The sequence below is a fragment of the Flavobacterium ajazii genome (genome assembly GCF_010614725.1).
GTDB classification, from domain to species: domain Bacteria; phylum Bacteroidota; class Bacteroidia; order Flavobacteriales; family Flavobacteriaceae; genus Flavobacterium; species Flavobacterium ajazii.
In genome coordinates, this window is sequence record NZ_JAAEHL010000009.1 from 52,884 (window position 1) to 65,890 (window position 13,007).

The 13,007-nt window shown below is 34.9% G+C and carries 14 protein-coding genes; 9 read left to right on the forward strand and 5 right to left on the reverse strand.

All coding sequences use genetic code 11. The features are described from left to right. The first annotated feature begins 89 nt into the window (after positions 1–89). The 3 genes from GWR14_RS16495 to GWR14_RS16505 all read left to right on the forward strand — a co-directional run bounded on the left by GWR14_RS16495 (position 90) and on the right by GWR14_RS16505 (position 3,231). Positions 90–656: a Crp/Fnr family transcriptional regulator gene (locus tag GWR14_RS16495; RefSeq protein ID WP_163410181.1), complete on the forward strand. Its 567-nt coding sequence runs from the start codon at positions 90–92 to the stop codon at positions 654–656. A 317-nt stretch (positions 657–973) separates the two neighbouring features. Beyond that, a complete protein-coding gene (locus GWR14_RS16500; protein WP_163410182.1) occupies positions 974–2,398 on the forward strand; it encodes an antibiotic biosynthesis monooxygenase in 1,425 nt (474 codons plus the stop codon). A gap of 35 nt (positions 2,399–2,433) precedes the next feature. Next, positions 2,434–3,231 (forward strand): DJ-1/PfpI/YhbO family deglycase/protease, encoded by a 798-nt coding sequence (locus tag GWR14_RS16505; RefSeq protein ID WP_163410183.1) that lies wholly within the window; start codon positions 2,434–2,436, stop codon positions 3,229–3,231. A 74-nt stretch (positions 3,232–3,305) separates the two neighbouring features. On the opposite strand, the gene GWR14_RS16510 is transcribed toward GWR14_RS16505, so the two are convergent. Continuing rightward, positions 3,306–3,881 carry a Crp/Fnr family transcriptional regulator gene (locus tag GWR14_RS16510; RefSeq protein ID WP_163410184.1) on the reverse strand — a complete coding sequence of 192 codons (576 nt, stop codon included), beginning with the start codon at positions 3,879–3,881 and terminating at the stop codon, positions 3,306–3,308. A gap of 219 nt (positions 3,882–4,100) precedes the next feature. Between GWR14_RS16510 and GWR14_RS16515 the strand changes: the two genes are divergently transcribed. From GWR14_RS16515 to GWR14_RS16530, 4 genes are read left to right on the forward strand one after another with little or no spacing between them, the layout of a single operon-like run. Then, a complete protein-coding gene (locus tag GWR14_RS16515; RefSeq protein ID WP_163410185.1) occupies positions 4,101–4,319 on the forward strand; it encodes a 2TM domain-containing protein in 219 nt (72 codons plus the stop codon). Between the two features lie 12 nt (positions 4,320–4,331). Continuing rightward, a complete protein-coding gene (locus GWR14_RS16520) occupies positions 4,332–4,898 on the forward strand; it encodes a cupin domain-containing protein (protein WP_163410186.1) in 567 nt (188 codons plus the stop codon). A 17-nt stretch (positions 4,899–4,915) separates the two neighbouring features. Then, positions 4,916–5,470, forward strand: coding sequence for a carboxymuconolactone decarboxylase family protein (locus GWR14_RS16525; RefSeq protein ID WP_163410187.1), 555 nt, complete (start codon positions 4,916–4,918; stop codon positions 5,468–5,470). A gap of 50 nt (positions 5,471–5,520) precedes the next feature. Continuing rightward, positions 5,521–6,369, forward strand: coding sequence for an alpha/beta hydrolase (locus GWR14_RS16530; protein ID WP_163410188.1), 849 nt, complete (start codon positions 5,521–5,523; stop codon positions 6,367–6,369). A 590-nt stretch (positions 6,370–6,959) separates the two neighbouring features. Here GWR14_RS16530 and GWR14_RS16535 read toward each other — a convergent pair. Continuing rightward, the gene (locus tag GWR14_RS16535) at positions 6,960–8,471 is read right to left on the reverse strand and encodes a carbohydrate-binding domain-containing protein (protein ID WP_163410189.1); all 1,512 of its coding nucleotides are present in this window, start codon (positions 8,469–8,471) and stop codon (positions 6,960–6,962) included. A gap of 348 nt (positions 8,472–8,819) precedes the next feature. Between GWR14_RS16535 and GWR14_RS16540 the strand changes: the two genes are divergently transcribed. Both GWR14_RS16540 and lpxA read left to right on the forward strand, forming a co-directional pair. Further along, positions 8,820–9,293, forward strand: a complete 474-nt coding sequence (locus tag GWR14_RS16540) for a Crp/Fnr family transcriptional regulator (protein WP_163410190.1) — start codon at positions 8,820–8,822, stop codon at positions 9,291–9,293. Positions 9,294–9,441: 148 nt separating this feature from the next. Further along, on the forward strand, positions 9,442–10,215 hold the full coding sequence (gene lpxA / locus GWR14_RS16545) for an acyl-ACP--UDP-N-acetylglucosamine O-acyltransferase (protein ID WP_163410191.1): 774 nt from the start codon (positions 9,442–9,444) through the stop codon (positions 10,213–10,215). Between the two features lie 109 nt (positions 10,216–10,324). On the opposite strand, the gene GWR14_RS16550 is transcribed toward lpxA, so the two are convergent. From GWR14_RS16550 to GWR14_RS16560, 3 genes are all read right to left on the reverse strand, one after another. Further along, the gene (locus tag GWR14_RS16550; protein WP_163410192.1) at positions 10,325–11,329 is read right to left on the reverse strand and encodes a VOC family protein; all 1,005 of its coding nucleotides are present in this window, start codon (positions 11,327–11,329) and stop codon (positions 10,325–10,327) included. Between the two features lie 43 nt (positions 11,330–11,372). After that, positions 11,373–12,230, reverse strand: coding sequence for an SDR family oxidoreductase (locus GWR14_RS16555; protein WP_163410193.1), 858 nt, complete (start codon positions 12,228–12,230; stop codon positions 11,373–11,375). 163 nt (positions 12,231–12,393) lie between these two features. Next, complete coding sequence (locus tag GWR14_RS16560) at positions 12,394–12,999, reverse strand: Crp/Fnr family transcriptional regulator (protein WP_246236333.1); 606 nt, start codon at positions 12,997–12,999, stop codon at positions 12,394–12,396. Positions 13,000–13,007 lie beyond the last annotated feature (8 nt).

Below are 13,007 nucleotides of genomic sequence, written 5' to 3' on the forward strand. Positions count from 1 at the left end.
CTTCCACATAAAATTATTGGCATGTTCTTGGTCTTTTTCGGCAGCATATTTATATCTAAATACTTATTCACCCAAATGATGTATTGTCTATGGATCAGCTGCGAAATCATATTGAAGAAATTACTCCTATAAGTGATGAAGAGTTTGCTTATATCAAAACTTTCTTTACCAAAAAGAAAATAAAAAAGCATCAGTACTTAATTCAAAGCGGAGACAAAGTACAATGCGAATATTGGATTATAAAAGGTACGCTAAGAGCATTTTACATTAATAAAGATGGTAAAGAGCATATTCTCCAGTTTGCTATAAAAAACTGGTGGATTTCAGATTATAATGCCTACTTCAACCAAGCTGAATCGAATATAAATATCGTATGCATGGAAGATGCCGAAATATTATGTCTGACACTTTATGCAAGAGAAAAACTGGCTTCTGAACTTCATAAAATGGAGCATTTTTTTAGAATGAAATTAACCCTTCTCTACTCTTCTCAGCAAAAAAGAATTATTTCCTTGTTATCAGACAATCCAAAAGAGCGTTATGAGAAGTTTGCGAGTTATTATCCAAGCATTCTTCAGAAAATACCAAAAAAATATATTGCAGAATATCTCGGAGTATGTCGGGAAACGCTGAGCAGACTTTATCTCAATAACTAATACAACATAACCAATGGTTTCAACCATTGGGATGCAGCAATAATCACCCCTCTTTGCGTTCTTAAGGTTGAAACCTTGGGCTATGTTGAATAAAATTGTCAAGAAGTTAATCAATTTCACATTTCACAATTCACAATTAAAAAAATTCATTCTTAACCAAAGTCAATGATTTGGAAAGAATGACCGATATACTTTTGTCTTGTTTTAAAATTAACGTGATTGTAATCACACTTTTAAAGTGAGTTCAATCAACTTCTAACGAATATGCAAGATGGAAATTTGTCTAAGAGATAACCGAAAATTTAAACCGAGAAAATATGAAAACAATACAATATAATTCAATCGCTCAAAAAGTTTTGATAGTCGCACTCTGTGCTTTTATGACTATTACAGCCAGTGTTAAAGCTAAAAAATCTGACAGCATGAAAAAGAAAATTTTGTTCGTGGTAACCAATCATGAAAAAAAGGGAAATACAGGAGAAAAAACAGGTTTTTATTTTTCTGAAGTGACGCATCCGTGGGATGTATTAACAAGCGCTGGCTATGAAATTGATTTTGTTAGTCCGAAAGGAGGCAAAGCTCCCATAGAAGGATTTAATTTAAGCGATTTGATAAACAAAAAATTTTGGCTCAACACAGCATACAGACAAAAAATAGAAAACACGCTGAAACCAGACAGCATCAATCCAAAAGATTATGCCGCGATACATTATGCAGGCGGACATGGCGCTTTATGGGATTTGCCAAACAATAAACAGCTTACTGCAATCGCTTCGAAAATATATGAAAACAACGGATTTATCAGTGCGGTGTCTCACGGTTCTGCAGGGCTTTTAAATATTAAGCTTGATGATAAATATCTTGTTGACGGCAAAAAAATCAATGCTTTTACAAATGAAGAAGAAACGGCTGTAAAACTAGACAAAGCCTCGCCTTTTTTATTAGAATCCAAATTAATAGAAAGAGGAGGATTTTTTGAAAAATCAGGTTTATGGCAAGAGCACGTAACGGTCGACCAACGCTTGGTTACAGGGCAAAATCCGCAATCGGCAAAAGCAGTTGGCGAAGCACTTTTAGAGCAATTAATGACTTCTGAAACCATTGCAAAATTAACAATGTATGAAGTGCCAGAGAATGTTTCGGAGCCATTTAAAAAAGCATTGAAAGATTATGTAATAGCTTCTCTTTCATTCAAATATAATATCATGGCAGAAGCTTTTTACCAACAAGAAAAACCCAATATTTTGTGGCTGATCGAAAGATGGAATGGAAAAAGTCAATTGGAGAATTTCAGTAAAAAAACTCAGGCAAAAGCACTACAAGCTTTAACCGAAAAGTCATTAAAAACAGCACCTAAAATCTATTATGTAAAAGATCTGGAACCTCTTACTAAAGAGCAATGGCGAAAAACTTCTAAAAAAGAAGACCATCAGCTTGTGATTATGCTTTTTGTTGACGGGAAAAAAGGAACCGAGCAGTATTTTAAAGACACGTATCATATCGCGATGCCGCAATTTCGCAATGAGCCTGGGGTAGTAACGTACCAGCTTTCCGAAATTGAAGGAGATGAAACTCAATTTGTAACCTATGAGAAATTCAGAAGTAATGATGCCTTTCAATATCATCTCAACTTTCCTCCTATCAAACCCGTAATCGAATATTTAGAAACCAGTATCAAGAAACCTCCTTTTCAAAACGGACTGCATAATCTCATAGAACTTGCTCCGATGACAAGGGAATAAAAGAAAATCAGTAGTAATAGTTAAAATAAAAAATCATGAAAAAATTAAGACAAATTATGACAGCAAGTTTATTAAGTGCAGCAGCATTAACAGATGCACAAGCACAAGATATTGATCATAAATTAGATGTGATCAACCAATTAACAACACCGTCTCATGTTTCTGTAATGCCTGTTTCTTCACTTTTAAATGCACCTGGGAACGAAGCATTAAGAGCTTTCTTTTTTGATCCTGTAAAAGACAAAACCGTTTTAAAAGGCAAAAAAATAGCAGTTCTTGCAGCAGATGGTTTTGAAGAAATAGAATTAACAGGTCCAGTCTGGTATTTTAGAGAATTGGGCGCACAGGTCGATATTGTATCACCAAAATACAATCCTGCTCCAGCAAGATACGGATTAAGCAGTCCAGAAATGGCAAAAACACACGTTATGGCGATTCAGTATTTACAGCCTGTTGGATGGATAAAATTTGACCGCACTGCAGATCAGATTAAAGTGAGTGATTATGATGCCGTTTTTATTCCGGGTGGCGCATGGAATCCTGATAATCTTCGTTACGACAAAGACGTTATCAAATTTATTCAGGATTTTAATAAATCTGGAAAATTGATCGCTGCTATTTGTCATGCACCAGTTGTATTGGCTTCGGCCGATATCTTAAAAGGAAGAAAACTGACGGGATACTGGAACATTCAAATCGATCTTAAAAATGCAGGCGGAATTGTATCCGATCAACCTGTGGTAATTGACGCCAACATTATAACAAGCAGACACCCAATTGATGTAGCTAATTTTTCGAAAGCAGTTGAAAACTGGTTAGTTAAGAAGAATTAATTCTGTTACATTACTGCTGAATAAAATATAACGGAAGATAAATTTTGTCTTCCGTTATATTTTATTTTAATGAATCACTTACCGATCATTCGTTTACGAAGTCTGCTTAGAGATTCAGGTTTTATACCTATATAAGATGAAAGCTGGTTTTGCGATACCATCTGAAAAAGATAAGGTTCTTTTTTTAGAATGGTTTTGTAACGTTCTTCGGGAGTTTGAAAATGCAGCATTTCTTCTCTTTCGATAATAATCAAATAAGCATATTCAGCAATTAATCTTCCAAATTTTGACCAATTTGGAGAACTATGGTATAAGTTTTCTACTTGTTCATATTCTAAAGCAATTACTTTCGAACCTTCCATCGCTCTGCAATAGTATTGAGCTGTTCTTTGCGTAATGAAACTAGCGAAATCTACCAGAAAATCATTTGGTTTTGCAAACCTGCAATTGATTTCGTTTCCCTTATAATCCACATAAAACATTCTGAAAAAACCACTCTCTATAAAGTATATATGACGACAGATTTCTCCCTGCTGTAAAAGGTCGGTATCTTTTGGCACTTCTCTCCTTTCGATTATGGGAAGCATCAAATTATACTCTTCATCAGACATAGGAACAAATGATGTTATAACATTTTTAAGTGTATCCATAGCAGAAAGTTAAGAGAAATAACTTCTCTAAAATTAGATTTTATTCTGCTAAATACAAAATGCTTTCTTTTTAAATCTAAAAGATTCGTTCTTAACCAAAGTCAACGATGTTCGTCAAATACCCGCTCTACCTTTGTCATGTAAATAAATTGATAATCAAACCATTAAAAACATTTCAATAAAAAATATTCTATTACTAATCATTTAAAAAACTTAATCATGAAAACTAAATTCAACATCGACACTAAAGCACACAATCCAAAATTAGGATTCAAAATTCACTTTCTTGTTTTCTTATTAGCAACTCCCATAATCTTTCTTATTTGGTATTTAACAGATACTACTTATCCTTGGCCACTTTGGTCAACATCTGCTTGGGCAGTTGGAGTTCTTTTTCACTATTTAGGTGTATTTGTATTCAGAAAAAATAAAATCTAAATCTCGATAACCATGGAAACAAACACAACATTCAGACGCATCGTAACGGGACATAATACAGAAGGAAAAGCTATTATAGTTTCTGATGAAGTTCCAACGAAAACTTTTATGATTGGCGGCCCAAATGGAGCCAAATTTCATGAGGTTTGGAATACGAAACAAACTCCTGCTATAATAGACAGCATATCTACAGATCCAGAAGAAAATGGACTTATTCTTGGGCCTCCAAAACAAGGAACAAGAATACGAGTTATCGATTTTCCGCCAGAAAATGATGAAATTCGGAACCTTACAAAAGAACAAGCTTTTGAACATTTTAAAACCATGAGCGGAGAACACGCTTCAAAAGCTGGTGGAAACGCACCCCATCCTTTAATGCATAAAACCGAAACTATTGATTACGGAATTGTTCTCGAAGGCGAACTAACTTTGATTGTGGACGAAGGCGAAACAACAGCAAAAGCAGGAGATATTATTGTACAACGAGGCACTAATCATGCCTGGAGCAATCGATCAGGAAAAGTTTGTCGCGTAGTCTTCATTTTGATTGACGGACAATTTGAAGAAAATCTTCGCTAAATCTAATAACTACTATCATGCGAGTAAATCCTATAATTCCAGAAACAATGAATACCGAAGTGCGTTATGTGCACGACGAAGTGGTAAAACTTATCACGACAAGCCAGAGTCCGGTTTCGATGCTGAATAACGAAGGCGCTTTAACGGGCCCATTTCCTCCCATGCTTGGCTTTCCGCAATTTGGAGTTCCTGCTTTAAGCTTTGTCCGTTCATTAGACAATCATGCAACACTTTCTAAAAAAGTGCGAGAAGTGGCTATTCTAACTGTTGGTGCTGCGTTTGGCGCTCGTTTTGAACTCTATGCTCACGAAATCATGGCCAGACATTTTGGCTTTTCTGCCGAAGCTGTTTCTTCACTAGCATCAGGAATTCGTCCAAACGAATTAAATCAGGAAGAAGCTATAGCATATGAAATTGCTACTGTTTTAGCCAAAGGCAGAATTGTTCCCGACTCTTCTTATAATCTAGCCAAAGAAATTTTAGGGCAAGATGGAGTTGCCGAACTTATCTTTTTGGTTGGCGCTTACACTTTGCTTGCAACCGTTTTAAATGGTTTTGATGTACTTCCATAATGAATAAAAGACATCCAAATTTTAATAAAAACAACAATAAATATAAAACAATGAAAAAATTGAAAATGAATTCTCAAACTCCCTTAAAATCAATATCAAAACTTTTCTTGCTATTGTTTACTTCCATAGCAAGTGCTTCATGTTCAAACGATGATAATGTTGCCAAAAAATCTCCCGTTGTATTAGTGCATGGCGCATGGCAGGCATCATACGTATGGGATCAAACCGAAAAAGACTTAAAAACTGCCGGTTATCCTGTTACGGTTGTAAAATTACCAGGACACGGAGACGATACTACTCCTGCCTATCAGGTTTCTTTTCAGGCCTATGTTGATGAAGTAAAAAAAGCGGTCAATTCATACAACGAACCTGTAATTTTAATTGGTCATAGTTTGGGAGGAGCTGTAATTACTCAGACTGCTGCAGAAGTTCCTCAAAAAATCAAAAAACTGGTTTATGTCGCAGGTTTTATTCCGCAAAACGGAAAAAGTGTTTTAGATTATTCACAAATGGATACTGCCTCACTTTTGCCAGCGTCATTACAATTATCCGAAGATCAAACTTTAGCCGGAATTGTAAATCCAGAAGTGAATCTTCCAAAAATATTTGCTCAGGATGCAACTGATGTTCAAAAACAGTTTCTTGTAGCTCGTTATAAAGCAGAGCCAACAATTCCGCTTGGAACACCATTAAATTATAAAACAGAAAATTATAATGCTGGCGGGAAAAAGTATTACATCTTTACAACTGGAGATAATACTATTACTTATAGTTTTCAGCAGAAAATGGCACAAGAAGCAGGAATTACAAATACTTATACGGTAAATTCTGGGCATAGTCCGTTCATATCAAAATCTGATGAACTTATTAAACTCATAAAAAGCATTTTATCAAAATAATCGTCTTACAAAGTTAACTTGAAAGTGAGGTTGTTTTTTTAAATCATTCATAAAATGATTTGTAATTTGTTCCATAGACACTTGGAGGCAGCTATATAATAGTTGTCTCTTTTTTACACTTATAAAATCTATTTATCAGATTTTTACAATCTAATATTTATGGTTCGTTTTTTATAGAAAGAATCCTTAGTCTGTTTGAAATAGGTAGTCTAAAAGCAGTTTTAAAAGAATGAAGATGTAAAGTTTCATCAGTAATTTTCGTAATTTGACATAAAGCTTAAATTAAACAATAATTTTATAACTCCTGCATAGCTAATTGTAACAATCTGAAACAACTTTGAAACGAATCCTTTTACTAAATCTAAAGCAAAGATTTTATGCATTGTTCATCAAGCATTTTTTAGCCTCTAAATTTTTATCAATTCTGAACTGCTTTATTGAAGACCGAAGACGTCCATATTTTTTCTATAAAACTATTCTTCAATAAATCTATACTCTTATGTATTCAAATACAAGAACCTTTATAAACAAAACAAGTCTGTACCCAATAAGGCACAGACTTGTTCTTACTATATTCAAAAATTATTAAATTACCTTGGGCCGGTGCTCCCTCCTATTTTTGTCACCATCGATGTCAATGTAAAACTTGACGATACTGTAGGATTACTAAATGTTCCTCCCAGATACAATCCGTTAAAATCTGAAGCGCTGGTCACCGTAGAAACCGTAACCAATTTATAGGTTTTACCAGAGCTGAATTTACTGCCGGATAATAGTAATGTTGTAAAACTCACAGGAGATTTAAACGTCATCACCTCTGCATTGTCACTATCTAATACACTAAATATGGTTCCTGCATTTCCGCTCCCCAAAATAGCAGAAGCCTGGGTAGATACGCTGGCAGTTGGCGAGCTGGTTGCTCCTCCGGCGCCAATCAGCAGTCCGCCTGTAATTTTGAATGTATTATTATCACAGTCAAAACCTTCTTCCGGGCTTTTAGCTCCAATAGCAAATACTTTTCCTCCGGTTACAGTCAGTGTTCCATTCGAATCGATACCATCATTTGTCGTACTGTACGCCACGATAGTTCCACCGTTGATATAAATCGCATCTCCGGCATTGATGGCGTCATCTATAGCCTTGACATAAATAGTACCGTCATTGATGGTCAGGGTACTTTTACTCTCTATTCCTTCGCCGCCTTCACCTGTTGTAGTAATTGTAATAGTACCTCCATTGATAACCACATAAGGATCGATTGTATCATCTGTATCGTATGAAGCAACTATTCCGTCATCAGCCACAGTTGCAGTTATTGTTCCGCCATTGATAATAATATGCCCCTCTTCAGCTTCGATTCCGTCACTGGACGCAATAATATTCAGGTTACCACCATCGATATAAACCGCATCGTTTGTATGGATTCCATCAGAAGCAGCTTTGGTAATGTTAATCGTACCGCTTTGTACACGCACATAGTCATCAGCTGCAATACCATGTTTGTTGTTACCAACAATAGTAATGGTTCCACTGCCTGAAAAAATAAGCTGTCCCTCACTAAAAAAAGTTCCTTTTTGGTCTTCTGTTGAAGCAGCATAAGTTGCTCCATCTTCTAATGTGTTTGTCCCGCTCAGTACAATAAAAGCCCTCTTGCCTGACTGAATATTGACCGCCGGTCCATCATTGTTTTTGATAGAAACGCCATTCAGTGTGAGCTTATATTTTTTATCACTGTAAATTTTAAGCATTCCGTCTGTTGTGGTGCCGGTTACTTCATAAGCTACTCCCGCAACAGTAGAGGTCACTATAACATCTGCACCGGAAGTGGTAACTGTTACACCCGTTACCGCATTTTCTATCGTTGCACTTGTACCGCTAAATGTTATTTTTACCGTAGAAGCAAACGTTGAATTGGCCAGTATATCCTCCTCGTTTGCTCCGGTCTCCGAAGATCCTTCTGCTGTTCCCTTTGCAACAGTTGCACTAATTGTAACAGGGTTATTTGTCGTAACGCTGGTTTCGTCATCATTACTATCGTTGTCTTTTGAACAGGATAGAGCTAAAATGCCTAAACAGAGATAGAAATATCTATTTGTCTTCATAATATTGGGTATTAATAAATTAGTAATTGCAAAAAATGCGTCTAAAAAAAATCAAAATGTGAATAAAATAGGAATAGCGGTTTTTAGCATGATAAACTGCTGTCCCTATAATATTCTTTTAAAGTCATAATTGCAATACTATGTATATTCAGGAACTCCGACAATAAATTGAGGTAAACGTGCATTTTTTTGTGGTAAAAGAAATCATTAGCTTAAATTAGCTTCCTCTGGTGTTCATATCTGAGGAGGAACTATATTTTTTTTCAATGCAGTTGTTTAACGAAAAAGCCTTAGTTTAGTCCCCACACTCAGTGTAGTAACCACACTTTAGAAACAAATATTTAAACAATGACAGAACTTATTCAATTTATAAATCGTTTTCAGCAATTAGATGATGCAACGATAAATGCTATAAAGAATAGCTTCGAAGAGCATTTATTCAAAAAGAATGAATATTTACTTAAGGAAGGAGAATTCTGCTCTAAAATCTTTTTCATAAAAACAGGATTAATCAGAAGGTTTTATATAATTGATGGCGAAGAAACAACTAAGTGGATTTATCATGATAACCATTGGGTAACATCATTGGCAAGTTATTTTAGCCAAAAACCATCATTTGAGTATTTACAGGCAGATCAGGATACAGTCGTTTATTATTTAACCAGAGAGAAAGAGCAGGAATTACTAAAACATCCATTATTTATCCAATTTCATCTCAATTTTTTAAGATGCTCTTTGGCTGCATTCGATGAATTTCATTTTGTTTTAGATGCTATGCCGCCCAAAAAAAATATAAGTACATACTTGAAAATTTTCCTTTAATAATTCAAAGATCTAAGCAAAAAAACATCGCCTCGCTCTTACATGTAAGTCAGGAAACATTGAGCAGAATCAGGGCTGAAATTTATTGACTTTATATCAATAAATATATTTTTGGGTTGACTGAAATTTGCATAATTAAAACTGTAGTATGATTTCAGAAAACGCAAAAATTAGCACCAAATCCCAAATAGGGGAAAACGTATCAATTGGAAATTATTCCACAATTGAAGATGATGTCATAATCGGAGACAATACAATTATAGCAAATAATGTTTCGTTGTTAAACGGTACCCGAATAGGAAAAAATTGTTTTATTCATTCCGGAGCAATTTTATCTGGAATTCCTCAGGATTTAAAATACAAAGGAGAATACACAACATTGGAAATTGGCAATTATAATATTATCCGGGAATATGTAACAATTAATAAGGGAACCAATTCAAAGAAAGTTACAAAAATCGGAAATCAAAATTTGATTATGGCCAATACACATATTGGACATGATTGCTCAATAGGTAATAACTGCATAATTGGTTTTAATGTAGGAATTGCCGGAGAAGTCATCATAGAAGATTTTGTCAATATCAGCGGACTGACCGGCATACATCAGTTTACAAGAATTGGAGAACATTCTATGGTAACCGGACTAAGCAGAATAATTAAAGACATTCCTCCATATATAATGGCTGCGAAAGAACCTCTGAGTTATTCCGGAATAAATGCTGTTGGATTAAAACGGAAAGGCTTCGAACAATCTAAACTTAACGAGATTAAGGAAATTTATAAAATAATCTTCCAGCAAAAGCGAAATACCTCTCTGGCTTTAGACTTTATAGAAAACAATTTTAAGGAAACAATTGAGAGGGATAAAATTATTAATTTTATCAGAAATTCAGAAAGAGGAATTATCAAAGGAAATTAGTGATAGCTTCTCTAAGAGCTAATGGAGGTATTTTAAAAACCATTTAATAGAAGTTAAAAAGCCAGAAATTACTTTCCGGCTTTTTAGAATTTCTGAAATGAATCGAAAGTTATTCTTTTTCAACGAAAACATACAATTTCTGAACCTTACCATTTTCAATTACAAACAAATCCATTCCGCTTACAACAGCCGGTTTTGCTTTTGAACCAAACTGCCAGTACAATCGAACGATATTATGATTGGTTTCTACTGATTTGGAAGTAAATCTAAAATCAGGTTTTTTAGTCTGAAGCTCCACAATAAACTTGCTGATATCTTCAATTCCTTCAGCAATAAAATGACGGTCTACCATTTCTACATCAGTAGCATAAACTTGATTTAATAAAGCTTTACGTTTTACCTCATCTTTTTCATTCCAGATTTTAAGATGCTTTTCAACTATTTCCGTATTCTTTTTAGAATCGAAATCATCGGCAGATACTTTTTCCACTGCTGCATTTTTTGGTGACCATAATACAGTTTTGGGATGGTTGTTTTCATATCCTTTTCCGTTTGGGTAAGAAACCAATTCCATTTTAGAACCCCATGGTGTTTCAAAATAAACCCAGGTTTCTCCAGCCGTATCTCCCGATGGCATTGTAAAAGGTTCTCCCAGTATTTTTACACTTTTACTTTTTAAATACTGCACAGATGCATTAATATCGTTTACATAAAAAGCAATATGAGATGCTCCAATATCATCCGTATTCGGATGCGTTTTGTTCCCTTTATTATCTGCATATTCAAACACTTCAATACTGGCACCGTTACCTGCATTAATCATTTTGATCGTAACGGCTCCAGTATTAGGATTAATATGATTTAATTTTTTCCAGTCAGCGTCAAGCGGAATTGGTCCTAATTGTGTAACAGGTGTAAAACCAAGTACATCGCTAAAAAATATAACCGCTTCATTGAGATTTGGAACATTAATGCCGACATGATCGATTCCAACTATCCCAACATTATTTTGCGCAACTGTTTTTTCTGAAGCCGAAAAGAGTATTAATAAATTAAACATTGCTGCTGCTGAAGCCTTTACTTTTTTATTTGATTTTTTATAAGTTGTTTTCATGATTGTATATATTGATATTTGATATTGTTATTGTTATTGTTATTTAATTCGTATAAGCTGCTACCCATTTTGCTTTAATAGTAGCACGCGCTTCTATAAATTCTTTGTCAGTTCCCTGAGCAATAGCATCAAGTGGAAAACGAAGCGGTCTCTCCCCTTTTTTCATGCTTACTAATTCTAAAATACCATCAGCAATAGTCTGTGGGTTCATATCAAACTGTGCCATTTTACCGAATAATGCTGTTCCTAAAGCGTTAAATTTTGCTGTTGCTGCTTCTCCGTATTCTTCTATAATTGCTGTTTTATCAGCATGAATACCGGCTTTCGATCCGTTATTCATTTCTGTTGGGTAAACTCCCGGCTGAATACTTACGTTTTCAATTCCGTAATCCGCCAATTCATCCTGTAGTCCTTCTGTAAAACTTTCAACTACAAGTTTTGAGGCGATATACGGAACCATAAAAGGAAGAGTGTGTCCGCTTGCTCCGGTTGTAATGTTAATCACAAGTCCGTTTCTTTCTTTTCTCATAGAAGGAAGCACCGCCTGATACATACGGAGCACGCTGTAAACATTTACATCAAACATTTTACGAACCTGGTCAATTGAATAACCTTCAAGCAGACCAAAACCACTTACCGCTGCATTATTGATTAGAACATCAATTTTTCCGTATTTAATTAATACTTTTTCAATTGCCTGACTAACTGATACATCATCTGTAATATCGATATCTACTACTTCAATGTTTTCTATTGCTCCCAGTTCTTTAGCTGCAGCGGCATTTTTATCATTTGTGTTGCGCATTCCTGCAATTACTGAATGGCCCGCATTAGCTAATGTTACAGCTGTTAATTTTCCAAAGCCTGTACTTGTTCCTGTAATGAAAATTGTTTTTGACATGATTTCTAATTTTTAAATGTTTATAATGTTTATTTCTTTTGAACATTACAAAGTTGCGTCGAATGCAAAACCTGTACATTGATTAGAAATAAGTAAAAACTTGATCTAGATCAAGAGTTTGAAGAAGGCATAAAAAAAGGAGCTTTTAAAGCTCCTGATATATTTATTTTTTTGCCGTTTGTTTACGAATACGGCTTAGTGTTTCTGGCGTCATGCCCAGATATGAGGCAATCATAGTTTGAGGAATCCTTGAAGCAAAGCCAGGATATTTATTTACAAAGTTCAAATACTTTTCTTCTGCTGTTAAAGTTAATGAGGCTTGAATTCGATTTTGAGCGGCTATAAAACTTCTTTGTAGAATGTTATTTACCATATTATTGAAAGCTGGAATTTCTCTACACAACAATTCAAAATTTTCATGGGTAAAAAGTACAAGCTCGGTATCTTCAATAGCATCGATATTAAAACGCGACGGCTGCTGCATCATTAAACTCTCGCGGTCACCTGTCCACCAATTTTCGATACTGAAGCTGTTTACATGTTCCCCTCCTTTTTCATCAACCGTATAAGTTCTAACACAACCTTGAGTTATAAAAGCATCGTACTTCCAGACATCTCCTTCCTGAAGCAGATATTGTCTTTTACGAAGTTTTTTAATAATAGCAAATGATTGAATACGCTCTGATTCTGCTTGCGTCAGTTCAGTTTTTTCTTCGAGATACTTTTGGAATAAGCTTGTAAAATTATGCAAAAGGCATCTGATGAACAAATTTTTCA